This is a genomic window from Beijerinckia indica subsp. indica ATCC 9039 (assembly GCF_000019845.1).
Lineage (GTDB): Bacteria > Pseudomonadota > Alphaproteobacteria > Rhizobiales > Beijerinckiaceae > Beijerinckia > Beijerinckia indica.
The window spans coordinates 87059-108406 of the sequence record NC_010581.1 but is presented as its reverse complement, the minus strand read 5'-3'; the positions used below and the strand labels follow the sequence as shown (position 1 = coordinate 108406).

Annotated in this window: 17 protein-coding genes; 8 read left to right on the top strand and 9 right to left on the bottom strand. The window is 57.1% G+C overall.

Features of this window, described 5'->3' with window-relative positions; genetic code table 11:
- Window positions 1-106 precede the first annotated feature (106 nt).
- Complete coding sequence (locus BIND_RS00485; RefSeq protein ID WP_012383112.1) at window positions 107-763, top strand: septation protein A; 657 nt, start codon at window positions 107-109, stop codon at window positions 761-763.
- Window positions 764-1196: 433 nt separating this feature from the next.
- Here the strand turns inward: BIND_RS00485 and BIND_RS00480 are convergent, their stop codons facing one another.
- The gene (locus tag BIND_RS00480; RefSeq protein WP_012383111.1) at window positions 1197-1538 is read right to left on the bottom strand and encodes a hypothetical protein; all 342 of its coding nucleotides are present in this window, start codon (window positions 1536-1538) and stop codon (window positions 1197-1199) included.
- A 203-nt stretch (window positions 1539-1741) separates the two neighbouring features.
- Window positions 1742-2452: a DUF1013 domain-containing protein gene (locus BIND_RS00475; protein WP_012383110.1), complete on the bottom strand. Its 711-nt coding sequence runs from the start codon at window positions 2450-2452 to the stop codon at window positions 1742-1744.
- Window positions 2453-2862: 410 nt separating this feature from the next.
- Here BIND_RS00475 and msrA point away from each other — a divergent pair, with 410 nt between their 5' ends.
- Both msrA and BIND_RS21140 read left to right on the top strand, forming a co-directional pair.
- A complete protein-coding gene (gene msrA / locus BIND_RS00465; RefSeq protein ID WP_012383109.1) occupies window positions 2863-3519 on the top strand; it encodes a peptide-methionine (S)-S-oxide reductase MsrA in 657 nt (218 codons plus the stop codon).
- 129 nt (window positions 3520-3648) lie between these two features.
- Window positions 3649-4212 carry a J domain-containing protein gene (locus tag BIND_RS21140; protein ID WP_012383108.1) on the top strand — a complete coding sequence of 188 codons (564 nt, stop codon included), beginning with the start codon at window positions 3649-3651 and terminating at the stop codon, window positions 4210-4212.
- A 13-nt stretch (window positions 4213-4225) separates the two neighbouring features.
- On the opposite strand, the gene BIND_RS00455 is transcribed toward BIND_RS21140, so the two are convergent.
- Window positions 4226-5122: an NAD-dependent epimerase/dehydratase family protein gene (locus tag BIND_RS00455; protein ID WP_012383107.1), complete on the bottom strand. Its 897-nt coding sequence runs from the start codon at window positions 5120-5122 to the stop codon at window positions 4226-4228.
- Window positions 5119-6231, bottom strand: coding sequence for an alkene reductase (locus BIND_RS00450; RefSeq protein ID WP_012383106.1), 1113 nt, complete (start codon window positions 6229-6231; stop codon window positions 5119-5121). The genes BIND_RS00455 and BIND_RS00450 overlap by 4 nt, the downstream gene beginning before the upstream one ends.
- Before the next feature lie 357 nt (window positions 6232-6588).
- Here BIND_RS00450 and BIND_RS00445 point away from each other — a divergent pair, with 357 nt between their 5' ends.
- On the top strand, window positions 6589-7341 hold the full coding sequence (locus BIND_RS00445; RefSeq protein ID WP_012383105.1) for a glycosyltransferase family A protein: 753 nt from the start codon (window positions 6589-6591) through the stop codon (window positions 7339-7341).
- Between the two features lie 248 nt (window positions 7342-7589).
- Here BIND_RS00445 and BIND_RS19890 read toward each other — a convergent pair whose 3' ends face one another.
- The 3 genes from BIND_RS19890 to ykgO form a co-directional block, all read right to left on the bottom strand.
- On the bottom strand, window positions 7590-9728 hold the full coding sequence (locus BIND_RS19890) for a glycosyltransferase (protein ID WP_012383104.1): 2139 nt from the start codon (window positions 9726-9728) through the stop codon (window positions 7590-7592).
- 499 nt (window positions 9729-10227) lie between these two features.
- Window positions 10228-11151, bottom strand: coding sequence for a tetratricopeptide repeat protein (locus tag BIND_RS19885; RefSeq protein ID WP_012383103.1), 924 nt, complete (start codon window positions 11149-11151; stop codon window positions 10228-10230).
- A 90-nt stretch (window positions 11152-11241) separates the two neighbouring features.
- Entirely contained in the window at window positions 11242-11367 is a 126-nt protein-coding gene (ykgO, locus tag BIND_RS00425) for a type B 50S ribosomal protein L36 (RefSeq protein WP_012383102.1), read from the bottom strand.
- 331 nt (window positions 11368-11698) lie between these two features.
- Here ykgO and BIND_RS00420 point away from each other — a divergent pair, with 331 nt between their 5' ends.
- Complete coding sequence (locus BIND_RS00420) at window positions 11699-12235, top strand: globin domain-containing protein (RefSeq protein ID WP_012383101.1); 537 nt, start codon at window positions 11699-11701, stop codon at window positions 12233-12235.
- Window positions 12236-12244: 9 nt separating this feature from the next.
- Here BIND_RS00420 and BIND_RS00415 read toward each other — a convergent pair whose 3' ends face one another.
- Complete coding sequence (locus BIND_RS00415; protein WP_012383100.1) at window positions 12245-15808, bottom strand: indolepyruvate ferredoxin oxidoreductase family protein; 3564 nt, start codon at window positions 15806-15808, stop codon at window positions 12245-12247.
- A 376-nt stretch (window positions 15809-16184) separates the two neighbouring features.
- Between BIND_RS00415 and BIND_RS00410 the strand changes: the two genes are divergently transcribed.
- The 3 genes from BIND_RS00410 (at window position 16185) to BIND_RS00400 (ending at window position 19800) form a co-directional block, all read left to right on the top strand.
- Window positions 16185-16916 carry a DUF1007 family protein gene (locus BIND_RS00410; protein WP_012383099.1) on the top strand — a complete coding sequence of 244 codons (732 nt, stop codon included), beginning with the start codon at window positions 16185-16187 and terminating at the stop codon, window positions 16914-16916.
- A 93-nt stretch (window positions 16917-17009) separates the two neighbouring features.
- Complete coding sequence (locus BIND_RS00405; protein WP_012383098.1) at window positions 17010-18161, top strand: nickel/cobalt transporter; 1152 nt, start codon at window positions 17010-17012, stop codon at window positions 18159-18161.
- 106 nt (window positions 18162-18267) lie between these two features.
- A complete protein-coding gene (locus BIND_RS00400; protein ID WP_012383097.1) occupies window positions 18268-19800 on the top strand; it encodes a globin-coupled sensor protein in 1533 nt (510 codons plus the stop codon).
- A gap of 52 nt (window positions 19801-19852) precedes the next feature.
- On the opposite strand, the gene BIND_RS00395 is transcribed toward BIND_RS00400, so the two are convergent.
- Window positions 19853-21055 carry a pyridoxal phosphate-dependent aminotransferase gene (locus BIND_RS00395; RefSeq protein WP_012383096.1) on the bottom strand — a complete coding sequence of 401 codons (1203 nt, stop codon included), beginning with the start codon at window positions 21053-21055 and terminating at the stop codon, window positions 19853-19855.
- Between the last annotated feature and the right edge of the window lie 293 nt (window positions 21056-21348).

The following is a 21348-nucleotide window of genomic DNA, read 5'->3' as shown; positions in this document are numbered from 1 at the left end:
GCTGCGGTTCATCCCGATTTGAAATCCAATTGCTGTCATTCCAACGGTCATCACAAGGGCTGTTGGAATGGTCTTGCCTTGAGCTCAGGCGATAAGGAATGATCCCATGGAGAAAAAGCCTGAAGCGCCTCTCGATCCCTGGCTGAAACTCTTGCTGGAAATGGGGCCTTTTCTGCTCTTCTTCTTCGCCAATGCATGGCCGAAGGTGTTTGCGCCCCTCACGGCACCCTGGCTGCCGCCAAGCCTGATGGCTGGGGAGAATGCCGGCCTCTTTACCGCGACCCTGGTCTTGATCCCGGCGGTTCTTCTGTCGCTGGCGGTCTCCTATGGCCTGACACACCGCCTGCCCGTCATGCCCGTGGTGACGGCTCTGCTGGTACTGATCTTCGGCGCCCTGACGCTCTATTTGCAGGATCCGAGTTTCATCAAGATCAAACCGACCGTCCTCTATGTGGGATTTGCCCTTGCCTTGTTCGGCGGCCTCCTGTTCGGCAAGCCCCTTTTGCCGATCATGCTCGATCACGCCCTGGCTTTGAGCGAACGCGGCTGGCGTCTTCTCACCATCCGCTGGGGCCTGTTCTTCCTCGGCATGGCGGTCTTAAATGAAATCGTCTGGCGGACGCAGAGCACCAATGTCTGGGTGACTTTCAAATTTCCCGGCACGATGATCCTAGTGTTTCTATTCACCCTCTCACAAATTCCGTTCTTGAAACGCCACGAAATTGCCCCCGACGCGGCGTCGCACAGTCCCGATCATTTTTGAACGGATCTCTTGCGGCATCAAAACGGCCGCTGCACTGACGCGCCCTGACGTATCGCTCATTGAAGCGGAATGAAACATAAGGGCCTCAATCTTCAGCAACACCCAAATCATCCCCAAGGGAGACCCAAGGCAGCCACCCTTTGGGATTGAGGCCTAGCGGCAAAAAAAAAGCCGCCCACAAGGGGCGGCCAGCCGAAATGGAGCCTATACAATGGGGAAATGAATGGACTCCGTCGGACTAACGCAGCCGTGCCGTAAAGGTTCGGCCTATCGCATGGACGAAACGCACCCCTCCGCTTTGGGTTGCGTGAAAAAACAGACCTGCGACATTTTAGCCCAAACACTTCTTGGTACAGCCTCGAAAACCTATCCATTGATTTGAAAAATAATGGCTTTCTAAAGAGCTATAAGTCGCTACCGTCTCTCCGACCCACTACCAGCGGTGGAAGGAATCGGCCAGGAGGCCACTCGAAAAACATACGATCGTCGGCCGGAAAAACCGGACATAGCCGTAAAGGTCGAGTTGCGGCTGCGGAATGAGTCGGCAATTGGGGTCGAGCGAAGGCCCCGCCGATTCATGCGGAGTGGTTTCCATTCTAGGCGTTTTGTACCGATCGAGATCGGCCGCCTTGGCCGGCAAAGCCCCGACACCCTCGACCAGAAAAACCACCCCGAAAACAGCCAAGAACAAGGCCAAGACGATTAAGGCTTGCCCCGGAAACAGGCAAAACCTTCTGCTCGTGCTGCGGTGGGGGGGCAAGATCGCATCGCTCATGGTTAGTCTCTCCCATCCGATCGCCCGCCCATGCGGTCCAAAACGATAGCTGAGACTTATTAAACCACGAACATTGCTTGAAGATTGCGCCGCCAGAAACCGCTTTAAAAAGAAAGCATTAGTGGAATTTTGTGACGGGCTCCCGCTTTTCGGAGCCACATCACAAGGCCCGTGAAAGGGGCGCCCCTTCCGGCAAGAATGGCCTATTCCTCCGGCTTGAGGTCCTTCAGTTTCGCGAAGACGGAATCAAGATCGATCGCATCCTCCCCGGCTTCCGGCCGATGCCTGTCGACTGTACCGAAGACGTCTTCCTCGTCACCTTCCTCGTCATAGGCTTGCGTCGTCACTTCGGCGGGCATCAGAGTCTGGCCGCGATCCTCGAGAATCGGACGATCCTTGGCCGCACGATTGACCTCGAAATCAAGATCCATCTGCGTGCAGAGCCCCAGCGTCACCGGATCCGTCGGCGTCAGCGCGGCGGAATTCCAATGCGTCCGGTTGCGGATGGCCTGCAAGGTGGTTTTCGTCGTGCCGACGAGCCGCATGATCTGCGCATCCTTCAATTCAGGATGGTTGCGGACCAGCCACAAAATGGCATTCGGCCGATCCTGGCGGCGGGAAAGCGGCGTATAGCGGGCACCCCGCCGGCGGGTCTCCGGCAGGCGGACCTTCGACTGGGCGAGCTGCAAGGCGCGGCTCGGGTTTTTCTCGGAATGGGCGATCTCCTCGCGGGTCAATTGGCCGGAGGTGATCGGATCATGGCCCTTGATACCGGCGGCGACCTCGCCATCGGCAATTCCCTTGACCTCCAGCGGATGAAGTTTGCAGAAATCGGCGATCTGATCGAATGTCAGCGAGGTATTTTCCACGAGCCAGACGGCGGTGGCTTTCGGCATCAACGGCGCATTGCTCATGACATTCTCCTTGAGACATTCCCCTGCATGAAGCGGGAAACGCTTTCCATAGGCTTGGTTCCCTTCTCGAGCTTGCGGATTTCGCCGCTCATGGCCAACCGAATCATAGCCAGCCGGCCTTGGACGCGTGAAGCCATGCGTCTTGGAACAAACCCCTCCCGCCGGCTCAAGCGCAAGGCTCGAGCCCAAGTCGATTCCAGTCAAGAAAAGGAAGAATCCTTATATAGAGTTCTCCTTCACTAAAAGCAAATGGCGCAACGTCCGGGCCGGGTTCAGAAAAGAGCCCGCGGGAAAGATGTTCCAAGAACCCGTGCATCGAAAAGAGCACATGAAAAAAGCACACAAGGAAATCATTCGCCAAGATCAGCGGCAAGGGGCAGAATGTAGGCTCAAGCCCAAGGGAGCTCTCCATGTGGTTTCATAAGAAAGTGACCATGCCGACCGCCGCCGAGGCCCTGCCAGGACGGGCGGAGCCTATGGCGACGGCGCAAACCCATTTCGTCAACGGCCATCCCCTGCATCCGCCTTTTCCGGCGGGATATGAGACCGCTCTCTTCGGTCTCGGCTGTTTCTGGGGCGCAGAGCGAAAATTCTGGCAAATCGGTGATGCCGTCTTCACCACGGCGGTCGGTTATGCGGGTGGTTTCACCCCCAATCCCACCTATGAAGAAGTCTGCACGGGCAAGACCGGGCATAATGAAGTGGTTCTGGTGGTCTTCGACCCGAAACGCGTGACCTATTCCGATCTCTTGCGTGTGTTCTTCGAGAACCACGATCCCACGCAAGGATATCGGCAGGGCAATGACGTCGGCACGCAATATCGCTCCGGCATCTATGTTTTCGATGAAGCACAGAAGCAAGCGGCGCAAACCGCCAAGGCCGCCTTCGAACCCGCGCTCGCAGCCGCCGGTTTTGGCCCCATTACGACTGAAATTCTCGATGCGCCGCCGTTCTATTATGCGGAGGATTATCACCAGCAATATCTCGCCAAAAATCCAGACGGTTATTGCGGGCTCGGCGGAACGGGTGTGTCCTGCCCCATCGGAACAGGCGTGGCGGCCGAATAGATCAAATCGGCCTTATCTCTTTAAACGCATGGCAAGCACCGGGGAGGACAATGGCGGGACTTCGAGATTTCGATCTCGCGTCTCTCGCCTTCAGGACCCTATGTCCTGATTTTTGCCGGTCCCTCCGCCATGAGCCCGTCCAAGCCTTCCAGCGCCCCCGATTTCACAAGCCTGCTCGACAAGCTCGACCGGAATGACGGGACGATTGGACAGGAAACACAGATGCACGAAGGCGAAAGCGTTGGCGCATCCGTCGACCCTTCGCTTACCCCTTGGAAAAATTGGGTGAACCAGCTTTTCGGTTCGTTCACCCGTTCCGTGCCCTTCGATGCCGCCTGGGCCTCCGCCTATCAGGAAGCCGCAGCCGCCCAGGATGCACGAGACGCCCAAGATCCTCTCACCACCAAGGGAGAGGACTCCCGCGCGCATACCGAAAAACAGGCTAAGACACGGGCTCAGGATCGTTCCTACGCCCATATCCAAATCCAGATTCAAGACGAACAGGAATGGGTTGTCCGGGAACTCGGTCTTCGACCGGATCTGCCGGCGGCGGATCTGCATCGCATCCGCCGCGATTTTGCAAAACGGCACCACCCGGACCGTTATCCGCCGATGGAACGCGCCCTCGCCACGCGGCGCATGGCGCTGGCTAATCTTTTGATCGACCGGCATTTAAAACAAAGGCACGATTGAACCAACGGTGGGATCAGCCACCATTCAGACTGGTCGCCACCCAGTCGAGGACTGAATCATGCCTCGGCGCCCAGCCCAATTCCGCGCGCGCCTTGCCGGCACGCACCCGGCTGTTCGATCCGAGCGCAAAGACAGCGAGTTCGCGTCCCCATTTCGCGATCGCTTCTTCCGCCGACCAGCTTTGCGCCACACCAAGCCCCAATGTCTTGCCAATCACGCGCACAAGATCGCCGAAGGTGGCTTCACCATTTTCGACATAATAGAAACGGCCAGCCGGCGCCTTTTCGAGCGCCAACGCATAAAGATCGACCAAATCGGCAATATGGACATTTGACCAGATATTGAGACCACGACCGATATAACGCGGAATGCCGCTCTCCTTTGCCTGCGCGACCAAAGGTGGAATCTGCACGCTCTGCGCAGGCACGCCCAATGTATGACCATAGATGAGGCTGTTGCAGAGCACGATCGTCCGCACGCCGGGTGCCGCCTCGAGAATCAATTTATTCAAGGCGACGCGATGCACCTTGTCGGGCTCGGGTTTGACCGGCGTTTCCTCGATAAAAATTTTATCGGAGGGCTCACCCATGGCCTCGTCGCCGACGAGGCTCGTCCCGCTCGTATGGATAAAAACCTTGCCGGAGCCCGAAAGACCCGCGAGCAGCGCCTCGACCGCGCCTTGATGATCGCTATCGGCGCAATTGATGACGGCATCAGCGGCACTGGCCTCGGTGCGCAACAGATCGGCATCGTCGAGCGTAAAGATGACCGGTGTAATGCCTTTGGCGCTAACGGCCTCGGCTTTGGCGGGATTGCGCACAAGGCCCCGTACCACATGCCCTTTTTGCGCGAGCGCGGCCGCGACTGAACCGCCAATATAGCCACTTGCGCCCGTGACGAAGATCCTCATAGCCTGACCCCTTCGCCGTGATAAACGGAATAATCGGTATAGCCATGCGCGCCGCCCCCATAATGAAGCGAGCGGTCGGCCAGAGCGAGGGGAAGACCTTTTTCCAGCCGCGCGACGAGATCCGGATTGGCGATGAAAGGCTCGCCAAAGGCCGCCAGATCAATCATTCCTTCCGCGATCAGCGTCTCCGCCCGATCGCGTGTCAGGCCGCCGGCCAGGATCAGCGCGCCTTTGTAACAGGTGCGGAATTCGGCCAGGAAGTTTTGAGGAATGGCCGTGCTGCCGCGCGATTTCTGATCCATCAGATGCACATAGGCGAGGCCGCGCCGGCTGAAGGCATCGGCGAGGAAAAGATAGGTTTCCTCGATTTGCGGATAGGGCTGCATATCGAACAGCCCCCCATAGGGTGACAGCCTTATCGCGGTGCGCTCCGCACCAATGCGGGCAATGACTGCGTCAATGGCCTCAATCACGAAGCGGGTGCGCCCTTCCAGAGTATCGCCGCGATAGGCATCCGTGCGATCATTCACATTGGGATTGAGGAATTGTTCGATCAGATAGCCATTGGCTCCATGCAATTCGACACCATCGAAACCCGCGGCAATCGCATTGGCCGCCGCTTTGGCAAAATCCTCGATCACGCCCGCGACTTCCGCCGTGCTCAACGCACGCGGCGTGGAGACCGGAACCGCGCCCGGCGTGCCATCGTCACGCAAACCCCAGGCCTCGGAATGAAGCGCCGGATGCTCTGTCGAACTGACCGGCGCAATGCCACCCGGCTGGTTCGATACATGGCTGACGCGCCCCACATGCCAGAGCTGAGCGAAGATCGTCCCACCTTCCGCATGGACCGCATCGGTCACCTTTCGCCAGCCGATGATCTGGTCAGGCCGAAAAAGGCCGGGAATGAAAAGAAAACCCTCGGCACTGGGCGAGATCGGCACACCTTCGGTCACGATCAATCCAGCGCTGGCGCGCTGGCGATAATAGAGCGCATTGAGGTCATTGGGGACACCATCGGGATTGCGGGCGCGGGTCATCGGCGCCATGACGACGCGATTGCGCAAGAGATATTTGCCGAGACGGAAGGGTTCGAACAAGCGGCCCATGGATGCTCCTTTCGGATTTCATGCGCACAGATGACAGCCGCGCTCCGGCTCGATAAGCCGCCAGCCTTTCCCAAAACCTGTGAAAAATATTCATAGATCGAATTGAAGGGACAATTGCGCTGACGAAAGGCAATTTTCTCTATGGGTCGTGGGGCGCAATTTCACGCTTCAGCAAGGGACCATCACCACCAACGTCTTTCGCCCATCCTCAATCATTGTGTTGAAACAAACATCAAGAAAGGCGGCGTCTTCCGTTGAGACCATCGGGGCGAGCAGAACAGACCAGTTTCGAGAAAGTATCCCCAGATACAGTGTATCGCCATTCTGTGCAGAAAGATTTTTTCAAACAGGTGCCGTATGCAATTCAATCATCAGAAGCGCTATCTGGTCGTCACTGCCTATTACAAGGAAGATCGCTCTTTTCTGGAGCGCTGCATCCGTAGCGTGCGGGAGCAAACCATGGCAACCGACCATTTGCTCGTCGCGGATGGCTTCGCACAGGATTGGGTGCAGAGAGCAGGCTTACGTCACATTCAACTTGATCAATCCCATAATGACTACGGAAACACACCTCGGGGCATAGGCGCCCTACTCGCGATCTCTGAACGATATGACGGTTTCTGTTTTTGTGATGCAGATAATTGGTTTGAGCCCAATCATATAGCATCCTGTTTACAGACTGCCGCCGATGCGGAACAGGACTGTGATTATGTCGTCGCCCGTCGTTATCTGCGACGTCCGGATGAAACGATCATACCGATCAATGATGAACCCATAGAAAGCCATGTCGATACAAATTGCTTCTTTTTCCTTCCCGGTTCATACCATCTTGTGCATTTGTTTGCGAATATGCCACAAGAATTGTCATCGATTGGCGACAGAGTCTTCTATAACGCATTGCGTCGCCAAAAATTGAACATGGCCGTCGTCCATGAACCGACAGTCAATTATCATTGTCTTTGGAAACCGGTCTATCAAGCCATCGGTGAGATTCCACCCTTGGAGGGAAAGCCCTCGATAGATAATTCTTCTATTCAGTACTGGATTTCCAATCTCAATCCACGCCAGAAAGAACTTCTTTCGCGTCGCACGGGCTTAAGTTTCGGTTAGCGCATCGATCTGGGACATTGATCTGGAATGTCAGCGCCACTTTTTGGAAGGCTCGATACAAAGACTTTGAGCTCATCTCCTATCCGCGCAAAGAGCAACGCGATTGGAGTCAGCCTCAGCTCAAGGCTGTTGCCCTATGACTCGTATCCATCCATCCCCGACATACCAAGCTGTTGACATAGAGATTTTACGTCCTCGATGATCAGGACCAGCACTTAGCGAAAGCTGGATGCTGGTCCTAATCTTTCTCAAAGAAGTGGGTCCGCCATTGCGGGTTGACGCAAAATGCCGACGTCAAGAAATCCACGGCACCCCGGAATATCGAGACGCTCAAGAGCCTCGATGTCAAGATTGAATGGTCTTACGGTCAAATCCAGCTTGCCAGATCGAATCTCGGCACCATCGCTGATATCCGCATTAACGGCGGCATTCCCGAGAGCATCATGATTGGCGATTAAGACGGCTGGATAGGTCGAAAGATTGCGGATGGCCTTGCTGATACTATCATTCGAAAGATGCTGGAGAACCTGCCGAATGATCGCGAGATCCGCCACGCCGATCGGCTTCTCGACGATATCGCCAACGTCAAAGCTGCAATTTGGAAGGTTGGCATATCGGATACGATTGCGCTGAATGAGCATCGGAACAATGTCGATCCCGATAAAAGCCGTATCCGGACAGCGCGCGGCGATCCTTGACCCGATACGAAAATCTCCGCATCCGATGTCATGGACCACTTTAATTTTGTTTGCCTTAATATAATTCGTGACCAGGTCAAGATAGGCCGACATATGTTCCGGATCAGATCCTGGCCCCGAAGAAAAGCCATCCTCCGCCTGCCCCCAAACGGAATGGCGGTATATGGAATCGAATATATCGGCGCGCGCCTCGGTACAATAAGGCGTGACCGCGGATTTGCGCACGGTCATTTGCACGTTGATCAGGCAGACAAGGTTCGACAAAAGCCGCGCCGTCTGTTCTGATACGGGGATATTATATTGCTGCAGGATCGCCTGCATGTCACGATCAACGACCTGCGTAACTTGGTCGACCTTGAAATCGATATTACAATAGAGAGCGATCGGTGTCTTGGAATCACGGCTTGCCACCCAGTGCCGGCAAACCTCCGCATCAAACATATAAAATGTTTCCGGCATGAACCGGCGGACATGCGTTGGATCCGTCAAAAACCAGTCGTGCCGGGGGTGGGGAACCGAGATCGATATTTTCGCCCCATTCCGGCAAACCCGGTACATCTCCCGCATAAAGAACTCAAAGCCATCCCCGATATGTTCAAGGATATGGTGCGCGCGGATTTCACAGATACTATTATCGGCGAAGGGCCAAGGGTCCCTTTCCAGATTTGCGACTATGTCCGGGAAGGCATCCGCGAACATATCCACATTGGTCCACCCCGCCAGATAGACGGGTCCTGAGCCCAAATTCAAACGCGCCTTGCCACTCGCCACATGCGCGGCTTTGATGTTTTTCAGACGATCATATTCCTTCGCGTCGATATAACGGCGAGCGATATGATTATAGGTCGTCTCTTCGCTTCTTATACTGTCTTCATTGAAACGGGAAATATCCGTCCAGGACCTGCTTTCCCAGAGGTGATGACAATAAGCATCGGGAAAGCGCTGATCGGCATGAAACAGAGTTTTTAAACCGGCTTCATCCCAGGTCGGCTCGAAAAAGGCGGAAGGGGGAAGGATTGTGATGTCATCCGGCATAGTTTGTGCGATGACATAAGGAAGCAGAACAGAATGCCTATTCCATTCCGAGTCATCGAACGATCTGTAAGCCTCCCACCATGTTTTGAAAAACAAACTGTTTGGCGGCGCAATCATGACGGCATTGCATAGGCCTTGGATCGGGCGGTCGGCATGACTGCCCGCGAGTTCTTGCCCCATCACGGGTTTTCCCCGAAAAAGCGGTGTGAGGGGACGAACGCAAATCGTATCGAGATCCAGATAAATGCCGCCATAGCGGCAAAGCACTGCCATTCTTACGACATCGGCTTTATGAGCATAGTGCCGGATCGGGCGCCCAAATATCATTTCAGGCGCATAGATGTGAGCCGGTTCTACCAGGTCTTTGACCGCATCCCAATAGGCACTGCATGGCTCATAGGCATACCAGAAGATCAATCGGCACTCTGGATGCAAATCATGGGCTGATTTGATAGCCATGTAATGGACGAAACCGAAAGGCTTATCGCCGAGATCCGGCTGCATGCCGAAGACAAAATGGATCAGTTTCGGAAGCTGTGAGCTATCAAATGAAGGAGTCAGCGGACTTGCAAGTGATGTATCTAAACGCGAAAGCGTTTCTTCGTCTCCGTAATCAAGAAACAAAATAGTGTTATTGCCTTCTGGATTGGCCATTGACGTGTTCTTTCCGCACAATTGTTTAATCAAAAAGCGTAATACAAAGACGATTGGGGATAAGGCATTTTTTCACGGGCACCAGAGCCCCCGAGAAACCGTTTGATATTGCATACAGTCAAACAGGAGCGGGACTCATGTGCTGATAGAACACTGGATACAAGGAGATGAAAGACCGTTGATCGTTTCACATAGCGATTGGTACATCCAACACGGATACATCTTTCTCACGGAGAGCGATGTCTTGCCCATCGAAAGGGCTCGCTCCCAATCGTGATGAATCACTTTTATTCTGGTGAAAACCACATTATCCCCGCGTTCGCTATCCTCCCGCGATCCTTTAGAATCGCGGGTCCTTTCGTTCTCTCAGCACCTGAATATGCCGGTTGAAACTTGTGCGAACTTTTCGTTCTGGGGCTGGGGCATCAAACCCAAAAATGGGTCCCTGTTTGGAATCAGCTTGATGCATTGACCAGATTTGGATCAGCAGCTCATCCGGTCAAATATCGCGGCCCTCGACCGAGAGGGTTAGTTTCTTGACGATGGCTTCGACGGCTGGCTGGTGGGGATAAAGCGCCAGGGCCTTACGCAGGACAGTCAGCGCCTGGCTGTCAAATCCGGTCTGCTCCAGAATGATGCCCATAGTCGTCAGGGCATCGAAATGCCGGGGTTCCAGTTTGAGCGTTTCATCGACATCGGTCATGGCGCCCTGGAAATTGCCAGCCAGGAAGCGGACCTTGGCGCGCTGGTTGCGCGCTTCCGCCCAATCGGGGCGCAAAAGAATGGTTTTGTCGAGGATATCTTCAGCGAGCGGATAGTGCTGCGCCTGGATCGCGGCCAAAGCGCGATTCATCAAGAGCGTGGCCGTGACAGAGGTGGACCGCAGCCAGGTTTCCTCGATCGCCTGTGCCAATCCCCTGGCTTCCTCCTCATCCGAGGCGGCTTGCAAATGATCGAAAAGCTTCGCAAGGAGCTTTTGCCGCTGCACGACAGGATCGGGCGGTGGTACCAGAGCCTTTTTCAAGGCTTCTTCTGGATCGGGCTTGGGTTTCGGTTTCAATCTGGGATTGGCCCGGCCTTGCAACTGGCCGTCACCCCAGGCCGGATCCCGTCCCGGGCGCGCCCTGTTTCCCTCACGAGAAGAATTGCCCGCCCCCTTTTGGTCAAAAGGCCAGCCCTGAAGCGGATTCAGAGGATAGGATGGCGGGTTTGCACCGTCTTCCTGCATGCGCCAGTCGGGGCCGAGTGGCGACGGATGCGGGAAAGGATAAGGGTCCGCCAGCGCCAAGGACCAGCAAGACGACAAGACGATAAGTGCCGACACCGTCCCGACCGACCACAACCAAAGGCGTGGAGCGGGAAAAGGACCAGTCCTTCTGGACAAGGAATCGGGGCCGGGCTGGCGGGCGCGTGCGGAAGACATTAACCTCTGCATGAGGTCGAAATTAGACCAGCCTTGCGCACAGGTCAAAAGCTGACTGATTCGTCAGCCGATTATTTGCCCGCGAAAAGCTCAACCCTGGCGGGCTTTGTAGCGCTTCTGGGTCTTATTGATGATATAGACCCGGCCCTTGCGACGGACCAGGCGATTGTCGCGATGGCGCGTGCGCAGCGACTTCAGGGAATTGCGGACTTTCATCGTATTAATCCTGGGACCATTCGCCGGGGCGTGCGGCATGCATAGAAAGGCGCCACCGGGCATCTTGTGAGCGGTTCATATGCCGCAAGCCGGGCTTTTGCGCAAGTCCTTCCCGCAAAACAGCCTTGAAAACACCGGTGTCGAGGGCCAATGCCTGCGGGGCAGGCATATAACCTGCTTGGTCCTGCCCCATAAAGGGAAGCTTGTCCGCGAAAGCTAAAAAAGACGCTAGTGCTTCCCGAATTTACGGAATACCGATTTCTCGATCCAAGCATGCGTCGTTCTGTCGACCTCGCGAAGCTCGCTATCAGATCAACAGGGGAAAGGTTCGATGAACAACGAACAAGTGGAAATCGTCAAAAGAACGATCATCCGATTGCTGCCTCCCCGACCGGAAGGCAATAGCGAAATCATCATCCAACGCTATGAAAAGCAGAAGAGGGACGCCAACCAGGCCTTCGGCGATGTTTTCTATCCGAAGCTTTTCGAACTGGCGCCCGATACCCAGGAATTATTCAAGGATCTCGAGGGCACCAAGCAAAAATTCCCCGACATGCTGACGCTGCTCGTGCGCTCGATGAACCGCCTGCATGATACGTTGAACACCATGCAGGAACTCGGCGTCACCCATATGAAGCTGGGCGTCAAGGTTGAGCATTACCAGCCTTTCGTGAAGGCACTGCTCTGGACGTTCCATAAGCAATTGGGAGATGAGGTCTTCAACGGCCACGTGGCGGAAGCCTTCGTCGCCGTGCTCTCCCGCATTTGCGGCATCATGTGCAATTCCGCCTATCCGCAAATTCGCGGCTTGCCGGTCGATGCACCCATGCCGACGACGGAGGGTTCTTCCACTCCGCCGACCACCTGAACAATCCGTTCACTCAGCCGCGGCGAGCGTGGTCGCCGCGGAACTGGCCGCTAGCTGGCGCATCAATAAGGCTTCCTCAGCCTGCGCGGCTTGGCGATGCCGTTCCCGCACGGGGCCAAAGCCGCGAATCTTTTCCGGCAAGGCCGCGAGCGCCACAGCCACCGAATGATTGACCGGCGTGAGGCGTGACAGGATGTCAGCGATCGTGCTCTCATAATCGGCGAGCATTTGGCGTTCCTCGCGGCGCTCGCGTTGATAGCCAAAAAGATCGAAAGCCGTACCGCGCACCACCTTCAAACGCGCGAGCAGCCGGAAGACTGGCAGCATCCAAGGGCCAAGGCTGATCTTCGCCGGTTGGTTTCCGGTGCCTTTTCCCTTGTCCTCCGCCCCCTTTTCGTCCACCCGGCGCCGCCACAAGGGATGACGCAGGTAAAAGGTGAAAACCGGCTCACCCTCGAAAGTCTGGCCGATCTGGCGGGCGAAAGAGCCGTCGCTATAGAGCCTGCCAACTTCATATTCGTCCTTGATCGCCAGCAGCTTGAAATAATTGCGCGCGACGGCTTTGGAAAAATCATCGCAGCCGGGCATGATCCTTCGCTCGGTGGCGATAGCCTGTTCGACAAGAGCGAGATAACGCTCGGCATAGGCTTCATCCTGATAGGCGGTCAGGAAAGCGGCACGGCGGGAGACAATCTGGTCCAGCGTCGTCGAAACCGGGAGGATGCGCCCGCCGTCCTTGGCTTGCGCTTTGACGATAATAGCGGCGACAGAGGCTGGATGGGCGGCGGCGCGGCGGCCCCAGAGAAAAGCCGCCTCGTTCATCGCCACCGCTTGGCCGTTGAGGGCGATCGCCGCAAGGATCGAGTTTTCCGCAAGCGGCACCAAGCCTTGCTGCCAGGCATGGCCAAGCAGGAACAGATTGGCGGCGAGCGATTGCCCGAATAAAGCCGTCGCCAGATTCGTCGCCTCGATAAAGGTCACGCCATCCCCGGCGGCCTCCAAAAGAGCTTGGCGGCAGGCCTGCGCCGGCAGATGGTAATCGGCATCGCGCGCGAAATCGCCCGGCAGGATTTCCGCATCGTTGACGAGAACGGCGGTCTTGCCCTTGACGATCGCGGTCAGGATTTTGCGCGATGCCGTGGCGACGAGATCGCAGCCGAGCACCAGATCGGCTTCGCCCTGTCCGATGCGAATCGCATGAATCTGGTCTTCAGCCTGCGCGATTCTCACATGGCTGAACACCGCACCGCCCTTTTGCGCCAGCCCGGCCATATCGTTGATGCCGCATATCTTGCCCTCGAAATGGGCGGCGACGCCGAGCAGGGCGCCAATCGTCACCACACCCGTGCCGCCGATACCGGTCACGATAATGCCGAAAGGCCTGTCGCCGATCACCGGAAGGGAGGGTTGCGGCAAAGCGGGAAATAGATCCGCGACAGTGTCGGCGATCCGTTTCGGCTGCACACCCTCAACGCTCACGAGCGCGGGACAAAAGCCTTCCAGACAGGAGAAGTCCTGGTTGCAGCTCGATTGATCAATGGTGCGCTTGCGCCCGAATTCGGTTTCCTTCGGCTGGATCGCGACGCAATTCGAGACCAGCCCGCAATCACCGCAGCCCTCACAGAGCAATTCATTGATGAAGACACGGCGCGACGGCGCCGCCGCCTTGGCCCGTTTGCCGCGACGGCGTTTTTCAGTGGCGCAGGTCTGATCGTAAAGCAGGACAGTGACGCCGGGCAGCGTCGCAAGGCGGCGTTGCACCGCGTCGAGTTCCTGTCTCGGCTCGATGGTGACACCAGCCGGCCAAGCGATGCCGGGGGTATATTTCTCTGGCTCATCCGTGACCACGGCGATCTGCGCAACGCCTTCGGCGGCGAGCTGACGGGCGATCCGATCGACCGTCGGGCCCCCTTCGAGCCGCTGACCGCCCGTCATCGCCACGGCATCGTTGAACAGAATTTTATAGGTAATATCGACGCCCGCCGCGACGGCGAACCGGATGGCGAGGAGGCCAGAATGGGTATAAGTGCCATCGCCAAGATTTTGAATGATGTGGCCGCGGCGCGAAAACGGCGCCTCGCCGATCCAGTTCGCACCCTCCGCGCCCATATGGGCAAAGCCCTGGGTCGAGCGATCCATGCCGAGCGCCATGAAATGGCAGCCGATGCCGGCATAGGCGCGCATGCCATCCGGCACTTGCGTCGAACGATTATGCGGACAGCCGGCACAAAAACCCGGCAGCCGTTGCGCCACATCGGTGAAACGAGCGGATAGCCGGCTTCCCTGTCGCAAAGTCTCGAGGCGATGGGCCAAAAGCTCCTTGGCCGGGCCGCGCCGGCCATGATCAAGCAGGAAGTCGCCGATGGCCAAAGCGATGTCGCTGGCCTCATAGGCGCCGCTCGCGGGAAACAAGGAATTGCCGTGGCGATCCTGCTTTCCGAGAATGAAAGGATGATCAGCCATGCCATAAAGAATGTCGCGGGCCTGCATCTCGATCAGGGCGCGTTTTTCCTCAATGACGATGATAAGGTCCAGTCCATTGGCAAAAGCGCGCAGTCCCTGCGGCTCGAGCGGCCAGGAACAACCGACTTTATAGAGTCTCAGCCCCAGCTCCGCTGCAGCGTCTTCATTCTCGATGCCGAGATGGACGAGGCCCTGACGCAAATCGAGATAAGTCTTGCCCGAGGCGATCAGGCCGATGCGCGGGGCCTCCCCGCCATTGAAAATCAGCCGATCAAGCCGATTGGCCCGCAGAAAAGCGCGCAGGGCCTCCTGCTTGGCCGTTTGCAAACGCTCGTCCTGAGCAAGAAATATATCCCCAGCCCGGATTCCAAGTCCGCCCGGCGGCAGCCGATAATCGGTGGGGAGAACCGGCTGGATGCGATCAAGGGAAGCATTGACAGTGCTTGTCGCCTGGACGATCTCCTTGACACATTTCATGGCAACCCAAGTGCCGGTGAAACGACTCATCGCCAGGCCTAAAAGCCCGTAATCGAGGATTTCCTGCACATTGGCCGGCGCCAGGACCGGGATCATCGCATCGATGAAAGCGAATTCCGACTGATAGGCCGTGGAGGAGGATTCCGCCGTATGGTCATCACCGGCGAGCGCCAGCACGCCGCCATGGCTCGCCGTGCCCGCAAGATTGGCGTGACGCAGGGCATCGCCACTACGATCAACACCCGGCCCTTTGGCATACCAAAGCGAAAAAACGCCATCAAAACGGCCCTCGCCGGAGAGACCCGCCTGTTGCGCTCCCCAGACGGCGGTCGCCGCCAGATCCTCGTTAAGGCCAGGCTGGAAATGGATATCCTGCGCGTCGAAATGTTTTTTGGCCTGGACGAATTGCAGATCGAGGCCGCCGAGCGGGGAGCCGCGATAGCCCGAGATGAAACCTGCGGTTTTGAGCCCGGCGCGCCTGTCGCGCTCCTTTTGCATCAAAAGCAGCCGCACAACGGCCTGGGCACCGCCGAGCAGCAGCCTTTCCCGCGTCAGATCATAGGGATCCCAAGCGGTTCGAGACCCGGGCTCATTGCCCCGACTGGTCTCCCCATTGACCGCCACCTTCACCATAAAACCCTCCGCCGGAGCGCCGGCTGTCGATCATCAGAATAGGGTGGCCGCAAATTCATTCCAAGCCGGGGTAGCGCGTCGTCAGGCTGTTTCGATGGGAAAATGAGTTTTGCAAGCGTCAATTCTCTGCAATTTTCTGCAACCTTTTGCGAGAATGACCGAGCAAAGCCGGCGTGCCTCGCTTTGGCCGGGATGCAGTATCAAAGAATGCGGTAAAAGGTTTTACCATTTTCTATCCGACTGATTTCGTCTAGAGCATCGAACTTCCAAATTGACCCTATCCGATGCTCGATCTTTCTGAAAATGCACCAAATTCATCCAAAAGAGATGTTCTCTTTTGGATGAATGCTTTCTCCCACACCGCCATCGAGCCTCAATGCGCATGACCATCGGATTACGATCACACCATGCCTGTTTTTCTCCTATTCAGATGAATCTGAGATGTAGGCCGAAGAGAAAATCCCTTTTTAGGAATCTGCCGCGGCTCGGCCTCTGGCTCATCCTGATGACCATGTCGGGGCAAGCGCTCGCCCATCCGCATGTCTTCGTGACGGCACGAGCCCAAATTATTTTCGATGACCAAGGCAAGATCACAGCAATCCGCAATGCCTGGGTGTTCGACCCTCTATATTCCGCCTTCGTCACGCAGGGCCTCGGCAAGGACGGCGGAACGGCGACGCGCGAGGAACTGGCGCCACTCGCCAAGAGCAATGTCGAATCCCTCGCCGAATTCGATTATTTCACCCATGCCAAAGCGGGCGGTGCGCCCCTCGTGTTTGGACCGCCGCAGGACTATACGCTCGAGGAACAGGCCGATAAATCGGTGGTGCTGCGCTTCACTTTGCCGTTGCAGACACCGGCAAGCGCCAGCCGGAGCTTTTCCTTCCAGATCTACGACCCAACCTATTTCGTCGCTTTCACCATGGCCCAGCAATCTCCCGTTCTGCTCGACAAGGCACCCTCGGGCTGCTCAACGAATCAGATCGACGCCAAGCCGCTCGCGGCTGATGAAAGCAAGAAACTGGATGAGGCCTTTTTCAGCGGCTTATCCCCGGGCAGCGATTTCGGACTCAAGCTGGCGAGCCGGATCATCATCGCCTGCCCTTGAATCGATACCCTTGAGTCTCATGCCATCGATCAAAGAATAATCGGTGGGGCCGCAATCACCCTCTTCATCATGAGCTTTTGCAAAGGAGACGTCATGCCCCAGCGCCGCATGCCATCACTCCGCTTGGCCTCCTTTGGCCGACCCCACAGGCTCCTGGTTCTGACCGGCCTCATCCTTTGTGGTTTTGCTATGAGCTCCGGCTTCGCCCAGGGCGTCCACCATCCTTTTGCGGTCGGCGTCAACGAGGGTGCAGCCTCCACGCAAGGTGTGTTTGGTTTCTTGCTGGGCGAGGAAAGCCGTTTCTATCAGCGTCTGACCGCAGCTCTCCGCGCGAGCCGCACCGATGGCGGCGCGGCGGCCACCCTCATCGCCTTGAGTTTCGCCTATGGCATCTTTCACGCAGCCGGTCCTGGCCATGGCAAGGCGGTAATTTCCGCCTATCTTCTCGCTAATGAAAAAATGGTGCGGCGCGGGCTTGTCCTGTCCTTTTGCGCGGCCTTGCTCCAGGCCGGCGTGGCCATTGCGCTGGTCACCATCGCCGCGATGATGGTGCATGCGACCGCGCGGCAAATGACTGATACGGCGCATATTCTCGAAATCGCCAGCTATGCTGGCATGGCTATCCTTGGTGCGAGTCTCACCTTCAACAAAAGCAAAAAGCTCGTCGCCATGGTCTTGGCCGCGCGGGATCAGGCCGCGCGCAAGATGCCGGCGGGCCTTGTTTTTACACCCGCCGGCGCATCCTCAAACTTCACCGCAGCACCGCGTGCATCGGCCTTCAAGGCCGAATCCGTCGACCCCGCATCACCCATCGGTGCATCCACGGGCGCACAAGCCTTCGCTTGCGATGACGGTTGCAACCATCTGCTGACTCTTGCGCCGGATGCCTCGGACAAAGGCATTAAAAGTGCCCTGCTCGCCGTTCTGGCGGCTGGAACGCGGCCCTGCTCTGGAGCCATCCTCGTGCTGATTTTCGCTTTGTCGCAGGGGATCTTTCTGACCGGCGTCAGCGCCACTTTGGCGATGGCGCTGGGCACGGCCATCACCACCGGTGCGCTCGCGCTCTTGACCGTTTTCGCCAAAACCTCGGCGCTCAAACTGGTTGCCGCCAAGACGCCGCTCTCCGGTGGGCCCTATGGCCCTGTGCTCTTGTCCCTCTTCGAGATGGGCGCTGCTTTGCTGGTGCTACTGTTTGGCCTCGTGATGTTGGGGGGCAATTATTTCGGGAAAACAACTATTTTCTAAACAACTTTAACAATAACCGCTCTATAGTTTATGATTTTTCCCATGTATTCTTAAGATATTGCGGTGCATGATGCTCAGAATACCTCCCTGAAAAGCCGGGATTTTCATGAGCGATTCATCCGCACTGCAAGAACGCCTCGATTTCATGGAGATCGAGGCCGCAACCAAAGCTTCGCTGAACGCTTTGTGGCCACAAGTTGAATCGGCCATCGGACCGATTTTGACTCGGTTTTACGACAAGATCAGCCGCACGCCGGCGACGAGCCGATTCTTCACCGACAAGAGCCACATGGGCCATGCGCGCCAGCGGCAGTTGGACCATTGGAAAGTCCTGTTCAATGCCGAATTCGGTGCCGATTATGAGCGCGCTGTTCTCGCCATCGGCCGAACCCATGCGCGGCTCGGCCTCGAACCACGCTGGTATATCGGCGCCTATGCGCTGATCGGGGAAGGGCTTGTCGAAACCTTGATCGAACAGCAATGGCCCAAGCTCTTGCCCTCCGCGCACAAACAGGCGGCAAAAGTGTCATCAAGCCTCGCCAGTGTCTGGAAAGCCTTGCTGCTCGATATAGAACTTTCCATCTCAGCCTATCTCGAAGCGATCGAGACCGAACGGCGCAAGGCCGAGGCTGAGCGCCTCGCCATCGAGACGGAGCAGAAAGAAGCCATCCACCTGCTTGCGGGAGCGCTTGCCCGGCTCGCGCAAGGCGATCTCGTGTCGCGCCTCGATGGTGAGATCGGCGCCGAATTCGCCTCCTTGAAAGAAGATTTCAACGATACGGTCGGCAAGGTGCATCGGATCTTGACCGCCGTGGTGCAGGCCACCGATTCCATCCGCGGCGGCACCGATGAAATGGCACGGGCGGCGGATGACATGGCGCGGCGCACCGAGCAACAGGCGGCGCGCCTGCAAGAAACCGCCGCTTCCCTCGACAAGGTCACACGCGGCATTGGTGAAGCCGCCACGCAGGCCCATCAGGCCTCGAAAATCGCCGCCTCCACGCGCGAGGAAGCCATGCAATCGGGCCAGATCGTCGCCGAGGCCACGACAGCCATGAGCGCCATCGAGGCATCGTCGGGGCAAATTTCACGCATTATCGGTGTCATCGACGAGATCGCCCTGCAGACCAATCTTCTCGCTCTCAATGCCGGCGTCGAGGCGGCAAGGGCCGGCGAAACCGGCAAGGGCTTTGCCGTCATCGCTTCCGAGGTCCGGGCCCTGGCGCAACGTTCCGCCGAGGCGGCCAAGGAGATCAAGAGCCTGATCCGCACCAGCGAGGCGCAAGTCGGCGGCGGCGTCGCGCTCGTCGGCAAGGCCGGTGAAGCGCTCGAAAGAATCATCACGCGCGTCGGGGAAATCGATGGTTTCGTCGCTGAAATCGCCCATTCCTCAGAACGGCAGGCGCGCGGTCTTTCCGAGATCAATGCCACGATCAGGCAAATGGATCAGATCACCCAGCAAAATGCCGCCATGGTCGAGGAATCGACCGCCACCACGCATTTATTGGCGGCTGAAACCTTCGATCTGGCCAAATTGATGGATAATTTTCAGTTGGAGCGCAGGGGACCAGGGACACGCCCGGCAAAACCGGACGCTGGAAAACCGGCCCAAGTCCTCGCCTTTCCCGCACGGGCCTGACGAGCGGAAAAACACGCCAATAATCGTGACTTTGGTTGATTGAAGGCAAGGCTTAAACCAGGCTCGCGCAGAAACGCTGGAGCCTGGTGCAGGCTTCCTCCAAAATCGGCGTCGCCGTGGCATAGGAAATCCGGAAATTCGGTCCCTGTCCGAAGGCCGAGCCCTGCACCACGGCCACGCCCTCGGTCTCAAGAAAGGCCGAGACGAAATCCTCATCGGTTTCGATCAATGTGCCGTCTGGAGTCCGCTTGCCGATCGCCTCGGCGCAGGAGGGAAAGACATAGAATGCGCCTTCCGGCGTGGCACAGCGCAGATATTTCGCCTGATTGACCATAGAGACGACGAGATCGCGGCGCTCCTCGAAAATTTTGCGCCGCTCGGCAATGAAATCCTGCGGCCCTGTCAAAGCCTCGACCGCCGCCCATTGCGCGATGGAACAGGCTCCTGAAGTCTGCTGACCTTGCAACATATCCATGGCCTTGATCAGCTTTTCGGGTCCCGCCGCATAGCCGATGCGCCAGCCCGTCATCGCATAGGATTTCGACACGCCATTCATCGTCAAGGTGCGGTCGATGAGTTCCGGCTCCACCTCCGCCGGCGTCACGAAAGTGAAATCGCCATAGATCAGATGCTCGTAAATATCGTCGCTCAGGACATAGATCTGGGGATGGCGCAACAGCACATCCGTCAGGGCCTTCATTTCCGCGCGCGAATAAGCGGCGCCCGAAGGATTGGAGGGCGAATTCAAAAGCAGCCATTTCGTCTTGGGCGTGATCGCGCGCTCAAGCGCCTCGGGCTGCAATTTGAACCCCTGTTCGATCCGTGTCTCGACAATGACCGGCGTGCCACCGGCAATCGCCACCATATCGGGATAGCTGACCCAGAAAGGAGCCGGAATGATCACTTCATCGCCCGGATTGACGGTGGCGAGAAAGGCATTGAACAGAATGTGCTTGCCGCCCGTTGCGACAATGGTCTGCGATGGCTTGTAGTCGAGATGATTCTCGCGCTTGAATTTTTGAACGATGGCCTCGCGCAGGGGCACGATGCCGGCGACCGGCGTATATTTGGTATCGCCCCGCTCGATCGCCTTGATCGCCGCCTGCTTGATATTGTCGGGCGTGTCGAAATCCGGCTCGCCGACCGACAGCGAGATGACGTCGCGTCCCGCATTCCGAAGATCGCGCGCCTTTTGCGTCACCATGATCGTGGCGGAAGGTTTTACACGCAACAGGGCATCGGCAATGAAGGACATGACTCTATCTCTGGGCGGAAATTCAGGAGAAACCAGGAAAGGAGCTGTTTTACGGGGCTCTCGCCACGCCGACAATTGAAAAAGATTGAAGAGCCGGTTGAGGCGCGGTTCTCGGTCTTTTTAGGAAGCCGTAAACCCTAAAAGGACGAAGGATTAGACCTCGCGCCGCCTTACTGTTTCATGAAGGAAGGCAGGATTGTGGCGGGGGCCCGATTCTCATCGAACCGGTTCGATCCCTGCCTAGTATCGAGAATCACAGATTCTCGATCCGTCACTTTTTAAACTTATCCACC

Coding starts and splice junctions, on each gene's coding strand:
- BIND_RS00420 (WP_012383101.1), top strand. CDS start 11,699: ATGAACAACGAACAAGTGGAAATCGTCAAAAGAACGATCATCCGATTG.
- BIND_RS00480 (WP_012383111.1), bottom strand. CDS start 1,538: ATGAGCGATGCGATCTTGCCCCCCCACCGCAGCACGAGCAGAAGGTTT.
- BIND_RS21140 (WP_012383108.1), top strand. CDS start 3,649: ATGAGCCCGTCCAAGCCTTCCAGCGCCCCCGATTTCACAAGCCTGCTC.
- BIND_RS00485 (WP_012383112.1), top strand. CDS start 107: ATGGAGAAAAAGCCTGAAGCGCCTCTCGATCCCTGGCTGAAACTCTTG.
- BIND_RS00410 (WP_012383099.1), top strand. CDS start 16,185: ATGCGCATGACCATCGGATTACGATCACACCATGCCTGTTTTTCTCCT.
- BIND_RS00455 (WP_012383107.1), bottom strand. CDS start 5,122: ATGAGGATCTTCGTCACGGGCGCAAGTGGCTATATTGGCGGTTCAGTC.
- ykgO (WP_012383102.1), bottom strand. CDS start 11,367: ATGAAAGTCCGCAATTCCCTGAAGTCGCTGCGCACGCGCCATCGCGAC.
- BIND_RS00415 (WP_012383100.1), bottom strand. CDS start 15,808: ATGGTGAAGGTGGCGGTCAATGGGGAGACCAGTCGGGGCAATGAGCCC.
- BIND_RS00475 (WP_012383110.1), bottom strand. CDS start 2,452: ATGAGCAATGCGCCGTTGATGCCGAAAGCCACCGCCGTCTGGCTCGTG.
- BIND_RS19890 (WP_012383104.1), bottom strand. CDS start 9,728: ATGGCCAATCCAGAAGGCAATAACACTATTTTGTTTCTTGATTACGGA.
- BIND_RS00395 (WP_012383096.1), bottom strand. CDS start 21,055: ATGTCCTTCATTGCCGATGCCCTGTTGCGTGTAAAACCTTCCGCCACG.
- msrA (WP_012383109.1), top strand. CDS start 2,863: ATGTGGTTTCATAAGAAAGTGACCATGCCGACCGCCGCCGAGGCCCTG.
- BIND_RS00450 (WP_012383106.1), bottom strand. CDS start 6,231: ATGGGCCGCTTGTTCGAACCCTTCCGTCTCGGCAAATATCTCTTGCGC.
- BIND_RS00400 (WP_012383097.1), top strand. CDS start 18,268: ATGAGCGATTCATCCGCACTGCAAGAACGCCTCGATTTCATGGAGATC.
- BIND_RS19885 (WP_012383103.1), bottom strand. CDS start 11,151: ATGTCTTCCGCACGCGCCCGCCAGCCCGGCCCCGATTCCTTGTCCAGA.
- BIND_RS00445 (WP_012383105.1), top strand. CDS start 6,589: ATGCAATTCAATCATCAGAAGCGCTATCTGGTCGTCACTGCCTATTAC.
- BIND_RS00405 (WP_012383098.1), top strand. CDS start 17,010: ATGCCCCAGCGCCGCATGCCATCACTCCGCTTGGCCTCCTTTGGCCGA.